We start from the raw sequence: 16,537 nt of genomic DNA, 5'->3' as shown, positions 1-16,537 counted from the left end.
GCATAGGATGGTCCGTTATGCGTGAGTCCAGCACCGCCGGGCGCCGCCGCGTCGGCGTCATGGGTGGGACCTTCGACCCGATCCACCACGGCCACCTCGTGGCCGCCAGCGAGGTGGCGGACCGGTTCGACCTCGACGAGGTGATCTTCGTCCCCACCGGCCGGCCGTGGCAGAAGAGCGAGGTCACGCCCGCCGAGGACCGGTACCTGATGACGGTGATCGCGACCGCCTCGAACCCGCGCTTCTCCGTCAGCCGGGTCGACATCGACCGCGGCGGCGACACCTACACCGTCGACACGCTGCGCGATCTGCACCGGCAGAGTCCCGATACCGACCTGTTCTTCATCACGGGCGCCGACGCCCTCGCGTCGATCCTCAGCTGGCAGGACTGGGAGGAGCTGTTCGGCCTCGCGACCTTCGTGGGTGTCTCGCGTCCCGGCTATCAGCTGGCCGCGGATCACCTGTCGGACGTGCCGAAGGATAGATTGTTCCTCGTGGAGGTGCCCGCGCTGGCCATCTCGTCGACCGAATGTCGCGCGCGTGCCGACGCCGGACGGCCCGTCTGGTACCTCGTGCCCGACGGCGTGGTGCAGTACATCGCCAAGCGCGCTCTGTACCAGAGCCGCCCGGCACCGGACAAGACCGTGAACCCAGGAGGATCATGACCGCATCCGATCAGGCCCGTACCCTTGCCGCCATCGCGGCGCGTGCGGCCGACGACAAGCTCGCCACGAACGTCGTGGTGCTCGACGTCTCCGAGCAGCTCGTGCTGACCGAGGCCTTCGTCATCGCGTCGGCGGGCAACGAGCGGCAGGTGAACGCCATCGTCGAGGAGGTCGAGGACCAGCTCCGCGAGGCCGGCGTCAAGCCCACCCGGCGCGAGGGCGCCCGCGAGGGCCGTTGGGCGCTGCTGGACTTCCTCGACATCGTCGTGCACGTCTTCCACGAGGAGGAGCGCGAGTACTACGCCCTCGAGAAGCTGTGGAAGGATTGCCCGCGTATCGAGGTGGAGGGTCTGGGCGAGCACAGCACGGAGGACTCGGACGGCGCCGACGGGGACCGCGAGGGCGCCTGATGCACGTGGAGGACGGACTCGACTCGTCGGTCGAGCGCCTGACCCCGACGGTGCGCAGACTCATCCTGCTCCGGCACGGCCAGACCGCGTCGAACGCCGAGGGCCGCATGCAGGGCCAGCTCGACACCGACCTCACCGACCTGGGGCGGCGGCAGGCCGCAGCGGCCGCCGACGCGCTGGGCGATCGCGATCCCATCGCCATCCTCAGCTCCGACCTGCGCCGCGCCCGCGACACCGCGGACGCGCTCGCGGCGGTCACCGGGGGCACCGTCGAGACCGACGTGCGGCTCCGGGAGACCATGCTGGGCGATTGGCAGGGGATGACCCACCACGAGGTCGACGCGTACATGCCCGGCGCACGGCGACGGTGGCGCGACGCCCCCGAGTGGGCGCCGCCCGGCGGCGAGGCGCGGGTGGACGTGGCCGCGCGGTCGTATCCGCTGGTGACGGAGCTCACCGAGCGGCTCGCCGAGTGGGGCTCGAGCGAGCGGCCCGTGATCCTGGTCGCGCACGGCGGACTGATCGCCGCCCTGACCGCCCGGCTGCTGGACCTGCCCGTCGACCACTGGCCGGTCCTCGGCGGCCTCGGCAACTGCAGCTGGGTGCAGCTCTCCGCGCACGGAGACGCGACGCGCTGGCGGCTCGACGTGTGGAACGCCTCGTCGGACGTGGCGCCCGAGGTCCAGTGAGCGATTCCCCGACCGGCACGCTGCTCGTCCTGAGTGACTCCCTGGGCTTCTACGGCCCCGAGGGCGCGCTGCCGACCTCCGACCCGCGGATCTGGCCCAACCTCGTGGCCGCCGAGCTCGGGCTGCGCTGTGAGCTCTTCGCCCGCGTCGGCTGGACCACCCGCGACGGCTGGTGGTGCGTGACGCAGGACCCCCGGGTCTGGGCCGCGGTCCCCACCGTCGAGGCCGCCGTGCTGGCCCTCGGTGGCATGGACTCGCTGCCCTCGCCGCTGCCGACCGCGGTGCGCGAGCAGATCCGCTACCTGCGGCCCGCCGCGCTGCGCGCCCGCGCCCGCGACGGCTACGCGACGATCCAGAAGGTCTTCTCGCCGGTCGGCTGGCCGATGGCGCTCCCGCCGAAGGTCACCGTCGACTACCTCGGCAAGACCTACGACTCGATCCACTCCCTGCGCCCCGACGCCCCCGTCGCGGTGCTCGAACCACCGACGCACCGCGCGCTCGCCTACTCCTTCGCGCACCCGGGGTGGGCGCGGACGCGACGGGCGATCCGCGGCTGGTCCGACGATGCCGGCGTGCCCGCCGTCCCCCTGCGTGACCTGTGCGAGTGGTCGTTCGACCTGGGGATCAATAACATCGACGGGATCCACTGGTCGTTCGAGATGCACGAGCAGGTGGCGCAGCGGGTGCTGCGCGCCCTGCGCGGTGAAGGAGGTGTGCGATGACCGTCGTCGTGGTGACCGACGCATCGGCCGCGATCGCGCCCGAGCGGGCCGCCGAGATGGGCATCCGCATCCTGCCGCTGCACGTGCTGTCGGGCGAGAGCGAGTACATCGACTACGGCACCGGCTACCAGGCGGAGCGTTTCGTCAAGGAGGGCGTGACGACGTCCGGCCCGTCCGTCGGCGAGGTCCGCGAGGTGCTCGCCGCCGCGGTCGAGGAGGCCGACGGCGACGGGGTCGTCGTCATCACGATGAGCTCGCACCTGAGCTCCACCTACTCCACGTCGGTGGCGCAGGCGGGGCTCATGGACGCCGGGATCACGGTGATCGACTCGCGCAGCATCGACATGGCCATGGGCTTCGGCGTGCTGGAGGCGGCCCGTCTGGCCCGCGCCGGGGCGTCCGCCGACGAGGTCGCCGAGGCCGCGCGCCAGGTGCTCGACGGTGCCGAGGGCTTCTTCTGCGTCGCGACGCTCGACCACCTGCGGGCCGGCGGGCGCGTCAGCGCGCTGGCGAAGCTGCTCGGCGGCGCGTTGCAGATCGTGCCCGTGCTGCGACTTCAGGACGGCCGGATCGTCTCCGAGCGCAAGACCCGCACCGTGTCCCGGGCACGCGATCAGTTGGCGGCGCTCGCCTCGCAGCACCTCGGCAACCGGCCGGCGCGGGTCGCGGTGCACCACGTCGAGGCACCCGACGCCGCCGAGCACGTGGCCGCGCTGGTCAAGGAGGAGTTCCCGCAGCTCCAGGAGCTGGTGATCGGCCGGTTCGGCGGCACCATCGCCGCCCACCTCGGGCCCGGCGCGGTGGGCGTAGCGGTCGCCCCGGCGCTGGTCGACGAGGCGGATTCGGCCTAGCACACTCCTCCGACCGATTCGGTGGGGCACGGCCCTTCCTCCACAGGTTCGGGGTTATCCACAGGCGCCCTGTTTCTCGGCTCTCTGCGGGCTTTCCGACGATGCCCGCGACCTAGGTTCGTCGCATGAACGGCGAACGAGAAGGGACGGCCGGGACCGGCGTCGCGGAAGAGCAGATCTTCGCGCGGCCGGCGTGGCTGGAGGAGTTCGCGACGGATCGGCGTGATCGTCCGGATCCGCGCGGCGGAGAGTGGGACGGCCTCGGGCCCGACGGCGGGGTCGCTCTGTCGCGCAGGGTGCGCATGGAGGACGACGACTTCTGGGACGAGCAGGAGCCCACCGGGTGGCGCTCCACCGTCGAGAGGGTGCGCACAACGCCGCGGGCCGCGGTGGCCCTCGTGGTGGTGGGCGTGATCGCCGCCGTCGTAGCGGCAGTAGCGGTGCTCGGACCGTCGCGCGAGGGCGGGGCAGGCGAGTACCCGGTGGTGGACTTCGCGGGGTCGTCGACGTCGGTGGAGCCGTCGGCGGCCGCGCCGTCGGCCGGGGCTGGCGCGGCGCCGAGTTTTGCGCCGGGCGGGGCGCCGACGGAGCTGGTGGTGGCGGTCGTGGGGCTGGTCCGCGCGCCGGGGCTGCATCGCCTGCGGCCCGGCGCGCGGGTGGCCGACGCGCTGACCGCCGCCCGCGGAGCGCTCGGCGGCGCCGACACCGCGAGCCTGAATCTGGCGCAGCCGCTGCGCGACGGCGATCAGGTGGTCGTCGGCGTGGTCGATCCCAAGGCCGGCGTGACGCTGCGCAGCTCCGTGCGCTCGGGATCCGCGGTGGCCGCAGTGCCGTCGGGTACGCCAGGAGGGGCGGCGAGCGGCACCGGGGCTGCCGCGGCAGGTGCGGTGAACATCAACACCGCGAACGCCACCGAGCTCGACCGGCTGCCCGGGGTGGGCGCGGCGACCGCGGCGGCGATTATCGCCTACCGCGACAAGAACGGCCCATTCCGCACCGTCGACGACCTCGGGAAGGTCAGCGGAATCGGCGACGCGAAGCTCGCCAAGATCAAGCCGATGGCCACGGTGTGACGTGCGTGAGCGGCTGGACCTGCGCCTGCTCCCGGCGGCGATCGTCTGCTGGGCGGCGGCCGCGGTCGCCCTGATCTCGGCCGCGGCGGCGTCGTGGACGACGGCGGGCCTGGCGGTGGCGGCGGCGGGAGCGGTGGGGCTCCGACGGCGGGATCCGCGGCCCGTAGCGCAGATGGTCTGCCTCGTGGTGGCCGCGGCGGCCGGCTTGGGCGCGGGCGTCGCTGCCTCGGTCGCCGTGCGCGTGCACGACCGGGAGCGCGCGGCGATCGCGGATTTCGACGGCGCCGGGGCGGTCGAGGTCGTGCTCGAGATCGACGAGTGGCCGCGGCAGCGCTCCGGCGATCCCGGCGGGCACCTCGACGCGTCACGGGCCCTGGTGCCGGCGACGGCCTTGGCGGTCCGCACCGATGCCGTCGTGCCCGCGCGCGGGGGAGTGCTCCTGCTGGGTGCGACGCACGACCTCGGCGCGCTGGTCCCCGGCGAGCGCGTCGCGATCCGCGCGACAGTGCTGCGAAGCACGCGGCCGGGCCTGGTGGCGGCGGTCCTCGTCGGTTCGGGGGATCCGACGGTGCTCGGGCGCGCGCCGCCGTACTTCCGCGCCGCCGCCGCGGTCCGTCGCGCGCTCGCGGCGGTGGCCGCCGAGGCGCTGCCCGTGGACGCCGCCGGGCTCCTGCCGGCACTCGTGCTGGGCGACGAGTCCGCCACGCTGCCGACGGTGCGCGGCGACTTCCAGGACTCCGGCCTCACCCACCTGACGGCCGTCAGCGGCGCCAACTTCGCGATCATCGCGCTGTGCGTCCTCGGACTGTGCGCGGCGGCGGGCCTGCCGCTCGTGGCGCGGGCCGCGGTCACGACGGTGGCGATCGTCGCCTTCGTCGGGCTGGTGGGGCCCACCGGGTCCGTGGTGCGGGCCGGCGTGATGGGACTGGTCGGAGTGGCTGCGCTGGCGCTGCGTCGCGGCCGACAGCCGCTCGTCGCGCTGTTCGCGGCGGTCATCGTGCTCATGCTGGTGCGGCCGGCGCTGGCGCGCGACATCGGCTTCGCTCTCTCGGTGGCGGCGACCGCCGGGTTGGTGCTGTGGTCGCCCGTCGTGCGCGACCGACTCGTCACCGCACGGGTGCCGGACACCCTCGCCGGGCTGCTCGCCGTGACGCTCGTGGCGCAGGTGGTCACGCTGCCGCTCGTCGTGGCCTTCTCGGGGCGCGTGCCACTGGGCGGGGTGATCGCGAATCTGATTGCGGGCCCGGTGATCCCGATCATCACCGTGGTCGGAACACTCGCGGCCGTGGCTGCGCCGATCGCGGCGCCCGTGGCCGCGCTAGCGGTGCGGGCGACCGGCCCGGAGCTGTGGTGGGTGATCGCGGTCGCGCAATGGTGCGCGCGGATCGGCGTCGTCGAGGTCCCGGGCGGCGCGTTCACGGGTGTCGTGCTCGTCGTGGCGTGCGTCGCCGTCGGTGGGGTCTGGAAGTATGGGAGTCGTGGTGGACAGCGCGCGCGTACACGTGGTGGTGGGGACCGAGGGCCTCCTGGTGGAGCGGGCGGTCGCGGCGATCGTCGAGTCGGCGCGCGCGGCGGCGGGCGACGGCGGGATGGGCCTCCCGGGCGGGGCGGGTGACGCCGTGCCGGTCACCCGGATCCGCGCCGGTGACGTGGACCAGTCCGAGCTGGTGGAGCTGCTGAGCCCGTCGCTGTTCGCCGAGGAGCGCATCGTCGTCCTCGAGTCCGCGGGCGAGGCCGGTAAGGCCCCGGTCGACCTGATCGTCGAGGCGGCGAAGAGCCCGCCGGACGGCATCACCCTGGTGATCGAGCACAGCGGCGGCGGCCGCGCGAAGTCCATGGTGGCCGCGCTGAAGAAGGCGGGCGCCGAGCTGGTGGAGGTACCCACGATCACCTCGGCCCGCGACCGGGCGGACTTCGCCAAGTCGGAGTTCCGGGCGCAGAAGGTGCGCGTCTCCGACGAGCTGGTGGACCTGCTGGTGGATTCCGTCGGCAAGGACCTACGGGAGCTCGCCGCGGCGATCGCTCAGCTCGTCTCGGACACGGGCGGCCGGGTGGACCTGGCCGCGGTGCACCGCTACTACGCCGGTCGCGCCGAGGTCACCGGCTTCGAGATCGCCGACAAGGCCGTCGCCGGGCAGGTCGCGGCCGCGCTGGAGGCGCTGCGCTGGGCCCAGCACCGCGGCACGCCGCACGTGCTTATCGCCGACGCGCTCGCGGACGCGGTGCACTCCGTCGCGCGGATCCGCGGCCTGGGGCGCACCCCCGACCAGTACCGGGACGCGGGGGAGCTGGGCATGGCGCCGTGGAAGGTGAAGAAGATGACGCAGGTGGCGCGACGGTGGCGCGCCGAGAACGTGGCAGGGGCGCTGCAGGCCGTGGCCGCCGCGAACGCGGACGTGAAGGGCCAGGCCGCGGACCCGGACTACGCGCTGGAGATCGCGGTCCGCAAGGTCGCCACCCTCGCCGGTTGACCCCCGGCGGTCGAGCGGCGAGCGGTGGGGAGGACACAACCGTCGAACGCCGTCACCCGCACCCGGATACGCGAAAACCGCGCCGTACCAGTCCCGGCCCGCGTGGTGCCGGGGGGTGGTGCGGCGCGGTGATACGCGCGTCTAGCGGAAGATCAGAGCTTGTTGAGAGCCAGCGAGAGCGCCGACTTCTTGTTGGCGGCCTGGTTGGCGTGGATGACGCCGGCGCTGGCGGCCTTGTCGAGCTGGCGGCTGGTGCTCACGAGGAGCTCGCCGGCCTTGGCCTTGTCCCCGGAGTCGATGGCCTCGCGGAAGTGGCGGATGGCGGTACGCAGCGACGACTTCGCCGACTGGTTGCGCAGACGGTTGCGCTCGTTGGTCTTGATCCGCTTGATCTGGGACTTGATGTTGGCCACGCGTTCAAACTCTCTTGTCTCGAAAGGGCAGCCGGTGATGACTGCCGACGTACCAGGTTACCAGCGGCCCGGACACAACCCAAATCGCGGCACCGCCTGCGGGAACGGTGCTCGACATCAACATTGCCACGCCGTGAACGAGAGCGCTGCCGAAACGGCGCTGGTGCGGCACGATGGCCGGGTGACCCCGCAGAAACAGGCCAAGTCCGCGACCTGGAAGCAGGCCGCCGCACCCCGACTGTCCGACGAGGCGCCCCTCTTCGCGGGCTACGACGACGCACCGTCGTTCGGGCGGGCGTTCGACGAGATGTTCGCCGACGACGGCACCGTTCGCACTCCGTACAAGCGGATCTTCGGCGCCCTCTCGTCGGCCGACGAGTCGGACCTGGCGGCCCGGGTCGACGCGCTCGGCGCCGCCTTCATCGACCAGGGCATCACCTTCTCGCTGGAGGGCCGCGAGCGGCCCTTCCCGCTGGACCTCGTGCCGCGCGTCATCGCGGCCGCGGAGTGGAACCGTCTCGAGAAGGGCATCAAGCAGCGCGTGCAGGCGCTGGAGATGTTCCTCGACGACATCTACTCGGAGCAGGAGATCCTGCGCGACGGCGTCGTCCCCAAGCGGCTGGTCACCTCCTGCGCCCACTTCCACCGCCAGGCCGCGGGCATCCGCCCGCCCAACGGGGTGCGCATCCACGTCGCCGGCATCGACCTCATCCGGGACGCCGAGGGCACCTTCCGCGTCCTGGAGGACAACCTGCGGTCCCCGTCGGGCGTGAGCTACGTCATGGAGAACCGCCGGACCATGGCGCAGGTCTTCCCCGACCTGTTCCAGCGGCACCGCGTGCGCGCCGTCGCCGACTACAGCTCCCACCTGCTGCGCGCGCTGCGCCGCTCCGCCGCCTCCAACGAGGCCGACCCGACGGTCGTCGTGCTCACCCCGGGCATGGCCAACTCGGCCTACTTCGAGCACTCGCTGCTCGCCCGGCAGATGGGCGTCGAGCTGGTCGAGGGGCGGGACCTCTTCTGCCGCGACAACGTGGTCTACATGCGCACGACGAGCGGCGAGCAGCAGGTCGACGTGATCTACCGCCGTATCGACGACGAGTTCCTCGACCCGATGCAGTTCCTCCCGAACTCGGTGCTCGGCGTCGCCGGCCTGCTCAACGCCGCCCGCGCCGGCAACGTGGTGATCAGCTCCGCGGTCGGCAACGGCGTCGCCGACGACAAGCTGACCTACACCTACGTGCCCGACATCATCGACTACTACCTCGGCGAGAAGCCGCTGCTGCAGAACGTCGACACCCTGCGCTGCTGGCTCGACGACGAGTGCGAGGAGGTGCTCGACCGCATCGACGAGCTCGTCATCAAGCCCGTCGAGGGCTCCGGCGGCTACGGCATCGTCTTCGGCCCCGACGCGACCGAGAAGGAGCTCGCGACCATCCGCCGCAAGGTCGTCGCGGACCCGCGCGGCTGGATCGCGCAGCCGGTCATGCAGTTGTCGACGGTGCCGACCAAGATCGGCGAGCAGGCCCGCCCGCGCCACGTCGACCTGCGGCCGTTCGCGGTCAACGACGGCGACGACGTCTGGGTTCTGCCCGGCGGCCTCACCCGCGTCGCGCTGCCCGAGGGCTCCCTCGTCGTGAACTCGAGCCAGGGCGGCGGCTCCAAGGACACCTGGGTACTCGCGGCCCGGTCCTCCGCAGCCGAGGCGGAACTCGAAGGCGTGGAGGTGGTCCCGAGCCGAGACCTCGCCGAACAGCAGCAGGTGGAGCTCGGCCCCGAGCTCAGCTCGCAGGACCAACAACAGCAGCAGGCTCGAGAGGAGGTCCGTGATGCTCGCCCGTAACGCGGAGGCGCTGTACTGGATCGGACGGTACGCCGAACGCGCCGACGACACCGCCCGCATGCTCGACGTGACCGTGCACCAGTTCCTCGAGGACGCCACCGTCGACGAGGACCGGGTCTCCCGCCAGCTCGTCCGCGTCCTCGGCATCCCCGAGCCGCCGGCCGACCAGCCGCTCGACCTGCGCTCCGTCACCGAGGTCGTCGCCTACAACCGCGACCCGGGCAGCGGTTCGATCGCCGCCACCGTTGCCTCCGCCCGCGAGAACGCCCGCGGCGCAAGGGAGGTCACCAGCTCCGAGATGTGGGAGTGCCTCAACTCCACGTACAACGGCCTCGCCGAGCGCGAGCGCGCGGCCCGTCGGCTCGGCCCGCACGAGTTCCTCAACTACATCAAGAACCGCGCGGCGATGTTCTCCGGCCTCACCGATTCGACGCTCTCGCGCGACGAGGGCTACCGCTTCCTGCTCCTGGGGCGCTCCATCGAGCGGATGGACATGGCGGTGCGCCTGCTCCTCTCGCGCGCCGGCGACCGGGCGAACGCCCCCACGTGGGTCACGGTGCTCCGCGCGACGGGCGCCCACGACACGTACCTGCGCACGCACCGCGGCGTGCTCGACGCCACTCGCGTGGTCGAGTTCATCCTCGTCGACCGGCTGTTCCCGCGGTCGGTGATCCACGCGCTCACCACGGCGGAGGACTGCCTCAACGCCATCGAGGGCGGGCGTGAGGGCCGTCTCGGCACCCGCACGGAGGCGCAGCGCCTCCTCGGCCGCGCCCGCGGCGAGCTCGAGTTCCTCGCCCCCGGCGAACTCCTCGAGGACCTGCAGCGGCGGCTCCTCGCGCTGCAGGAGCTCGGGCAGGCCGCCGGCGAGGCGGTCACCGCCCGCTACTTCCACGTGACGCCCTACGTCGCGTGGACCGACGCCCGCGCCCGGGGCGACATCGACACCATCCTGGAGGGGGAGCTGTGAGCTGGCGTCTTCGAGTCGTGCACTCCACCGGTTTCGGCTACAACGCGCCGGTCACCTCGTCGTACAACGAGGCCCGCCTGACGCCGCGCAGTGACCAGCGGCAGAACGTCATCCTCAACCGGGTGGAGACGGTGCCCGCCACCCGCGCCTACCGGTACACCGACTACTGGGGCACCGCGGTCACCGCCTTCGACCTGCACGCCCCGCACACCGCGCTCGAGGTCACCGGCGCCTCCGTCGTGGAGACCGAGGCCGCCGACGACACCGGCGAGGTGGTCGGCTGGGACGAGCTCGCGACCGACCGCGTGCGCGACCGGTTCGACGAGCTGCTCAGCTACACCGACTACGTGCCCAAGCACCGCAAGCTCACGGCGCAGGCCAAGAAGCTGGTCAAGGATCTGGAGCTCGACGAGGCCGTGCTCGCGGTGTGCCGCTGGGTGCACGAGGAGCTGGACTACGTGCCCGGCACGACGGGCGTGCACTCGTCGGCGATCGACGCCTGGGACGAGCGCAAGGGCGTGTGCCAGGACTACGCGCACCTCACGCTGCTCTTGCTGCGCAGCGTCGGCATTCCCGCCCGGTACGTCTCGGGGTACCTGCACCCGCAGCGCGACGCGGAGGTCGGGTCGACGGTGGCGGGGGAGTCGCACGCGTGGATCGAGGCGTGGACGGGGCAGTGGCGCGGCTACGACCCCACCAACGACGTCCCCATCGGCGAGCGGCACGTCTCGGTCGGTGTGGGCCGCGACTACGCCGACGTCCCGCCCCTGCGCGGCGTGATCGCTGGCGGTGGCGCTTCCGACCTCGACGTGGTCGTGGAGATCACCCGCCTCGCATGATGATTCACTCCGCATGACCGACGACACCCCGTTGTGGATCGCGGTCCGCGGGGCGCGGGTGCACAACCTGCGCTCCCTCGACGTCGACGTGCCGCTGCGCCGCCTCGTCGCGATCGCCGGCGTCTCCGGCAGCGGCAAGTCCTCGCTGGCCATGGGCGTGCTCTACGCCGAGGGCTCGCGCCGCTACCTGGAGGCGCTGTCGACGTACACGCGCCGCCGCATGGCGCAGGCGCCCCGCGCCGCCGTCGACTCCGTGGAGCACGTCCCCGCGGCGCTCGCGTTGCGGCAGCGGCCGGGCGTCCCCGGCGTGCGCAGCACCTTCGGCACCAGCACCGAGCTGCTGAACGTGCTGCGGCTCATGTTCTCCCGCCTCGCCTCCCACCGCTGCCCGAACGGCCACTACCTCGACCCGACCATCGACGTCGCCGCCGGGCTCGACCTCACGTGCCCGGTGTGCGGCGCGGTCTTCTCCCCGCCCGGCGCGGAGGCGCTGGCCTTCAACTCCGACGGCGCCTGCCCCACCTGCTCGGGCACGGGCGTCGTCCGCGCGATCGACGGGGCCGCGCTGGTGCCGGACCCGTCGAAGACGATCGCCGACGGTGCCGTCGCGCCCTGGTCGATGTTCGGCTTCTCGTTCATGCCGCAGGTCGTCGCCGACCTCGGGGTCCGCATCGACGTGCCGTACGTCGAGCTGACCGACGCCGAGCGCGAGATCGTGCTGCACGGCCCCGCCGAGAAGCGCAAGGTCGCGGTTTCCAGCAAGAACGGCAAGCTCTTCGAGGTCAACTTCACCTACCGCAGCGCGAACGCCGCCGTGCAGGAGGCGCTCGACAAGGCGACCACGGAGGCGGGCCTCGGGCGGGTCAACCGGTTCGTGCACGCGGGCCCGTGCGGCGACTGCGACGGCACCCGGCTCGGCCCCGGGGCTCGGGCGCCGCGGATCGGCGGCCTCGGCCTCGCCGACGTCAGCGCCATGACGCTCGACGAGGTCGTGACGTGGGCGCCCGGCACCGTCGGGCCCCTTCCGGCGGACATGCGCGCGATGGCGGCGATCCTCGTCGACACCCTCGAGACGATCGCCCGGCGACTCCTGGAGCTCGGTCTCGGCTACCTCGGCCTGGACCGCGCCGCGGCGACGCTCTCCACGGGCGAGCGACAGCGAGTGCAGCTCGCGCGGGCGGTCCGCAACCGCACGACCGGGGTGCTCTACGTACTCGACGAGCCGTCGGTCGGGCTGCACCCCGCCAACGTGGAGGGACTGCTCGGCGTGGTCCGGGACCTGTTGCGGGACGGGAACTCCGTGCTCGTCGTCGACCACGACCTCGACGTGCTGCGCGAGGCCGAGCACCTCATCGAGATCGGCCCCGGCTCGGGCGCCGAGGGCGGACGCCTCCTCGCGCAGGGCACCGTCGCCGAGATCGAGGCCGACGGCGCGTCCGTCCTCGGTCCCTTCCTGGCCGGCCGCGAACCCGTCCGCACCAGGCCCCGCACACCCGACGACGAGATCTTCGCGCGCGGCCGGATCCACCTGGAGACCGCGCCGATCCACACCGTGCACGCCCTCGCCGTCGACGTCCCCGTCGGGCGGGTCACGGCGGTCACCGGGGTCTCCGGATCCGGCAAGTCGACGCTGGTGCTGGAGGGCCTGGTCCCCGCGCTCACCGCGGCGGCCGCGGGCGAGCCCCTGCCGCCGCACGTCACCGCGCTCGACGCACCGGGCCTCGGCCGCGTGAACCTCGTGGACGCCACGCCCATCGGCGTCAACGTGCGCTCGACGGTCGCCACCTACAGCGGCGTGCTCGACGACCTGCGGCGCGAGTACGCGAAGACCGCCGCCGCGAAGTCCGCGGACCTCAAGGCCGGCGCGTTCTCGTACAACACGGGCGCGCTGCGCTGCCCGCGGTGCGACGGCACGGGCCAGGTCTCGCTCGACGTGCAATTCCTGCCGGACGTCGACATCGAATGCCCGGCCTGCCTGGGCCGACGGTACGCGCCCGAGGCCGCGTCGGTGCGGTGGCCGGAACCCGACGGGCTCGCCCTCCCGGACCTGTTGGCGCTCAGCGTCCGCGAGGCCGCCGAGGTCGTGCCGGTGCCGCGGATCGCGAAGAAGCTGCGCACCCTGGCCGACCTCGGCCTCGGCTACCTCACGCTCGGCGAGGCGACCCCGGCCCTCTCCGGCGGCGAGGCGCAGCGGCTCAAGCTCGCGGGGGAGCTGGGCCGCGACCAGTCTGACGCGGTCTTCGTACTCGACGAGCCGTCGGTGGGCCTGCACCCGCGCGACGTCCGCGTGCTGCTCGACGTGCTGCAGCGGCTCGTCGACCGCGGCGCGACCGTGATCGTCGTCGAGCACGACCTCGACATGATCGCGAACGCCGACCACGTGATCGACCTGGGCCCGGGCGGCGGGGCCGCGGGCGGCACCGTCGTCGCGGAGGGCACGCCCGACGAGGTGGCCGCGTCACGGGTGAGCGTGACGGGACGGTTCCTGCGGGAGCACCTGAGTACCTGAGCGCCGGAACGCGCGCGCGATGTATGCGTTGCTTACATGAGCCGGACGCGCTAATGTAAGCAGCGTTAACCGCAGTCGTTCGCAGGGAGCCCCACCATGCCGAAGCGCATCCTCACCGTCGTCACCAACGTCGGCCACTACGACGACCCGTCGCACCGGACCGGGTTGTGGCTCTCCGAGCTCACGCACGCGTGGCACGTCTTCGGGGAGGCGGGCTTCGAGCAGGTGCTGGTCAGCCCGCAGGGCGGCGCGGTGCCGCTCGAGCCGCGGTCGCTGAAGTTCCCGAACGACGACAGGACGGCCAAGGCATGGCGTGCGGACCCCGCACGGATGGCCCTGCTGGAGACCACGAAGAGCCCGGACGAGATCGACTCCGCGGAGTTCGACGCGATCTTCTTCACCGGAGGCCACGCCGTGATGTACGACTTCCCGGATAGCGAGGGGCTGCAGCGGATCAGCCGCGAGATCTTCGAGCGCGGCGGCGTCGTCTCCTCCGTCTGCCACGGCTACTGCGGGCTGCTCAACACGCGGCTCTCGAACGGCGAGTACCTCGTCGCCGGCCGCAAGGTCACGGGTTTCGCGTGGCAGGAGGAGGTGCTCGCCCGCGTCGACAAGCTGGTCCCGTACAACGCCGAGGACGAGATGAAGAAGCGGGGCGCGCTCTACGAGAAGGCCAGGCTCCCGTTCGTCTCGTACGCGATCTCCGACGGCAACCTCGTCACCGGCCAGAACCCCGGCTCCGCGAAGGCGACCGCGCGCAAGGTCGTCGAGGTGCTGGGCTGACTCAGCTCCAGCCGTACTCGTCGCGCAGGCGCTGCGCGACGGACTCGAAGCGCCGCCGGTCCAGCACGGCGCCCTCGCGACGGATGCCGTCCTCCGGCACGTCGAGGACGCGGTCGAGCCGCACCCAGGAGGGCCGCTGATCGGTGTCCCAGGGGCCGGACCCGATGCCCACCCAGTCCGGATCGCCCATGTGGCGCTCCTGGCTGGACAGCATGAGCCCGAGCAGGCTGTTCACCGAGCGTCCCACCACGAGCACCGGCCGGTCCTTGCCCTGGCCCGCGTTCGGCCCCGTCGTCTCCTCGAACTCCACCCAGGTCCACACGATCTCGCCCGGGTCGGCCTGCCCGTCGAGCTGCGGGGCGTAGAAGACGCCGCGCGCCATCAGCGCGGTCGGGGTGAACGTGCGGGTCACGGGCCTGCCGGGCGTGAACTCCTTGGGCTCCGCCGGAGCCTCCAACCCGAGCGCCTGGTTCACGGTCTGCGTGACCACCTGGGTGATCGCGTCCCGGCCCGCACGGACCGGGGGACTGTTCACGACCTGCGCGGCGAGGCGGGGGCCGTGCTCGCGTGCGAGCTTGGCCGCCACGGCCGCGAAGCGGGTGAAGTCGTTCGCCATACCCCTCAGGATAGGCCCGGACCCCCGATGGTCGCTCGCGCGACGAATTCCGGCGGTCCCGCTCGTATGTACCTGTGACGACCCGTTCCGAGCACAGGAGACCGCCATGACCATCCGCACCGACACCGACCTGTACGACGCCACCGTCGCCGAGCGCACCCGGATGGCCGCGCTGCTCGCGGCCCTCACCCCGACGCAGTGGGCCGCCGCCTCGCTGTGTGCGGGCTGGCGCGTGCGCGAGGTGGTTGCGCACCTGAACATGACCGATACCCAGACGCAGGAGCAGTTCGGGGCCGCCCTCGCCGAGGCGGGCGGCGACATCAACGCCGCGGTCGACCGCACCGCCCGGGCGGACGTCGCCCGCTACTCCGACGCCGAGCTGCTGGCGATCCAGCAGGCGCGCGTCGCGAGCCGGTGGACGCCGGGGCCCGGCGCGACGCAGGGCGCGCTCGCCCACGAGGTGATCCACGGGCTCGACATCACGATCCCGCTGGGCCTGCCCGGCCCGGCGCCCGAGGTGCTCGCGGCGACGGTCGCCGGCTCGACCGCGGAGGGCCTCGCCTTCTTCGGTGTCGACCTCACAGGCCTGCGCCTGACCGCCGTCGACTCCGACCTGGTCCTCGGTGACGGCGCGCAGGAGATCCCGTTGCCGACGGCCACGATCGTCCTGATCGCGACGGGCCGACGTCCGGTCCCGGACCCCGCCGTCGTGGGATGATCGCGGCTGTGGCGGAAGTCGACGGGGCGGTGATCGACGAGGGACTCCTCGGCGAGCTGCGCCCCGAGCTGGTCCGCTACTGCTATCGGATGATCGGCGACGGGGCGGGCGCCGAGGACGCCGCGCAGGAGGTGCTCCTGCGGCTGTGGCGTACGCGGGCGACCTACGATCCGGCGCGCGCGAGCGTGCGGACCTGGGCGTACGCGATCGCGTCCCGGTACTGCATCGACCTGCTCCGCGCCGCCCCGCGCAAGGCACTCCCGACGGACCTGTCGGAGCGGAACGGCGCGGGGGACCAGGCCTTCGCGGAGTTGCGGCCCGGCAGCTGGGTGACGCCCCTGCCGGATGCCGGCGGCGATCCGGCCGCTGCCGCCGAGCGGCACGAGACCATCCGGATGGCCTTCGTCGCGGCGCTGCAGCACCTCACGCCGTCGCAGCGCGCGGTGCTCGTCCTGCGCGACGTCTACCGGCACAGCGCCGCCGAGACCGCGTCGATGCTGGGGATCAGCGCGGCCGCGGCGCACTCGTCGCTGCAGCGCGCCCGGAAGGTGCTCGCGGGGGCGGAGCCGGCACCGTCGGACGTCCCGGCTCCCGACGTGGACCAGCGGCTGCTCGACGGTTTCGTCCGCGCCTTCGAGCGGCACGACGTGGCCGGACTCGCCGCTCTGCTCGCCGAGGACGTGGTCTTCTCCATGCCGCCCGTCGCCTTCTGGCTGCGAGGCGCGGACGACTACGCGGCGCTGTTCGGCTCGGGCGACGCCTGCGTCGGGCATCGGCTCGTCCCGACGACCGCGAACGGCTGCCCGGCGTTCGGGCAGTACGCGCCGGGCGACGAGGACGGGATGCGCCCGTTCGCCCTCGTCGTCCTCGAGTCCGACGGTGCCCGCATCACCCGGGTGACCACGTGCCTCGACCAGGCGGACCGGTTCGAGGCCTTCGGCCTCCCGGCCCGCCTGTAGCGGCCG

Annotated in this window: 16 protein-coding genes and 1 pseudogene; 15 read left to right on the top strand and 2 right to left on the bottom strand. The window is 72.9% G+C overall.

Annotation, left to right across the window (positions count from 1 at the left end):
* Window positions 1-17 precede the first annotated feature (17 nt).
* The 8 genes from nadD (at window position 18) to holA (ending at window position 6,881) form a co-directional block, all read left to right on the top strand.
* Window positions 18-665 carry a nicotinate-nucleotide adenylyltransferase gene (gene nadD, locus WFK95_RS18655; RefSeq protein WP_336671540.1) on the top strand — a complete coding sequence of 216 codons (648 nt, stop codon included), beginning with the start codon at window positions 18-20 and terminating at the stop codon, window positions 663-665.
* Window positions 662-1,075: a ribosome silencing factor gene (gene rsfS, locus WFK95_RS18650; protein ID WP_336671539.1), complete on the top strand. Its 414-nt coding sequence runs from the start codon at window positions 662-664 to the stop codon at window positions 1,073-1,075. Before nadD ends, rsfS begins: the two co-directional genes overlap by 4 nt.
* Window positions 1,075-1,764, top strand: a complete 690-nt coding sequence (locus WFK95_RS18645) for a histidine phosphatase family protein (protein ID WP_224651031.1) — start codon at window positions 1,075-1,077, stop codon at window positions 1,762-1,764. Before rsfS ends, WFK95_RS18645 begins: the two co-directional genes overlap by 1 nt.
* On the top strand, window positions 1,761-2,486 hold the full coding sequence (gene octT, locus WFK95_RS18640) for a diglucosylglycerate octanoyltransferase (protein WP_336671538.1): 726 nt from the start codon (window positions 1,761-1,763) through the stop codon (window positions 2,484-2,486). Before WFK95_RS18645 ends, octT begins: the two co-directional genes overlap by 4 nt.
* Window positions 2,483-3,337, top strand: a complete 855-nt coding sequence (locus tag WFK95_RS18635; RefSeq protein WP_336671537.1) for a DegV family protein — start codon at window positions 2,483-2,485, stop codon at window positions 3,335-3,337. Before octT ends, WFK95_RS18635 begins: the two co-directional genes overlap by 4 nt.
* Before the next feature lie 125 nt (window positions 3,338-3,462).
* Complete coding sequence (locus WFK95_RS18630; protein ID WP_336671536.1) at window positions 3,463-4,410, top strand: ComEA family DNA-binding protein; 948 nt, start codon at window positions 3,463-3,465, stop codon at window positions 4,408-4,410.
* 1 nt (window position 4,411) lies between these two features.
* Window positions 4,412-6,025 carry a ComEC/Rec2 family competence protein gene (locus WFK95_RS18625; RefSeq protein ID WP_336671535.1) on the top strand — a complete coding sequence of 538 codons (1,614 nt, stop codon included), beginning with the start codon at window positions 4,412-4,414 and terminating at the stop codon, window positions 6,023-6,025.
* Window positions 5,940-6,881: a DNA polymerase III subunit delta gene (holA, locus tag WFK95_RS18620; protein WP_336671534.1), complete on the top strand. Its 942-nt coding sequence runs from the start codon at window positions 5,940-5,942 to the stop codon at window positions 6,879-6,881. The genes WFK95_RS18625 and holA overlap by 86 nt, the downstream gene beginning before the upstream one ends.
* Window positions 6,882-7,033: 152 nt before the next feature.
* Here the strand turns inward: holA and rpsT are convergent, their stop codons facing one another.
* Window positions 7,034-7,294 (bottom strand): 30S ribosomal protein S20, encoded by a 261-nt coding sequence (gene rpsT / locus WFK95_RS18615; RefSeq protein ID WP_224646417.1) that lies wholly within the window; start codon window positions 7,292-7,294, stop codon window positions 7,034-7,036.
* 307 nt (window positions 7,295-7,601) lie between these two features.
* On the opposite strand from rpsT, the gene WFK95_RS18610 reads away from it, so the two are divergent.
* The 5 genes from WFK95_RS18610 to WFK95_RS18590 all read left to right on the top strand — a co-directional run bounded on the left by WFK95_RS18610 (window position 7,602) and on the right by WFK95_RS18590 (window position 14,238).
* Window positions 7,602-9,137, top strand: a complete 1,536-nt coding sequence (locus WFK95_RS18610; RefSeq protein WP_336671567.1) for a circularly permuted type 2 ATP-grasp protein — start codon at window positions 7,602-7,604, stop codon at window positions 9,135-9,137.
* Window positions 9,124-10,107, top strand: a complete 984-nt coding sequence (locus WFK95_RS18605) for an alpha-E domain-containing protein (RefSeq protein ID WP_336671533.1) — start codon at window positions 9,124-9,126, stop codon at window positions 10,105-10,107. The genes WFK95_RS18610 and WFK95_RS18605 overlap by 14 nt, the downstream gene beginning before the upstream one ends.
* The gene (locus WFK95_RS18600) at window positions 10,104-10,946 is read left to right on the top strand and encodes a transglutaminase family protein (protein ID WP_336671532.1); all 843 of its coding nucleotides are present in this window, start codon (window positions 10,104-10,106) and stop codon (window positions 10,944-10,946) included. Before WFK95_RS18605 ends, WFK95_RS18600 begins: the two co-directional genes overlap by 4 nt.
* A gap of 13 nt (window positions 10,947-10,959) precedes the next feature.
* On the top strand, window positions 10,960-13,455 hold the full coding sequence (locus tag WFK95_RS18595) for an excinuclease ABC subunit UvrA (RefSeq protein WP_336671531.1): 2,496 nt from the start codon (window positions 10,960-10,962) through the stop codon (window positions 13,453-13,455).
* 96 nt (window positions 13,456-13,551) lie between these two features.
* Window positions 13,552-14,238, top strand: a complete 687-nt coding sequence (locus tag WFK95_RS18590) for a type 1 glutamine amidotransferase domain-containing protein (RefSeq protein WP_336671530.1) — start codon at window positions 13,552-13,554, stop codon at window positions 14,236-14,238.
* A 1-nt stretch (window position 14,239) separates the two neighbouring features.
* Here the strand turns inward: WFK95_RS18590 and WFK95_RS18585 are convergent, their stop codons facing one another.
* On the bottom strand, window positions 14,240-14,854 hold the full coding sequence (locus tag WFK95_RS18585) for a type II toxin-antitoxin system PemK/MazF family toxin (RefSeq protein ID WP_224646426.1): 615 nt from the start codon (window positions 14,852-14,854) through the stop codon (window positions 14,240-14,242).
* Between the two features lie 106 nt (window positions 14,855-14,960).
* Here WFK95_RS18585 and WFK95_RS18580 point away from each other — a divergent pair, with 106 nt between their 5' ends.
* Window positions 14,961-15,572 carry a maleylpyruvate isomerase family mycothiol-dependent enzyme gene (locus WFK95_RS18580; RefSeq protein ID WP_336671529.1) on the top strand — a complete coding sequence of 204 codons (612 nt, stop codon included), beginning with the start codon at window positions 14,961-14,963 and terminating at the stop codon, window positions 15,570-15,572.
* Window positions 15,569-16,468, top strand: a pseudogene (locus WFK95_RS18575) (RNA polymerase subunit sigma-70); the annotation flags it as partial. The gene WFK95_RS18580 and the pseudogene WFK95_RS18575, both read left to right, overlap by 4 nt.
* Window positions 16,469-16,537 lie beyond the last annotated feature (69 nt).

Origin of the sequence: Tsukamurella sp. USMM236 (assembly GCF_037148755.1) — a bacterium.
GTDB lineage: Bacteria > Actinomycetota > Actinomycetes > Mycobacteriales > Mycobacteriaceae > Tsukamurella.
The sequence above is the reverse complement of the archived record's forward strand: the minus strand, read 5'-3'. Positions and strand labels throughout refer to the sequence as shown.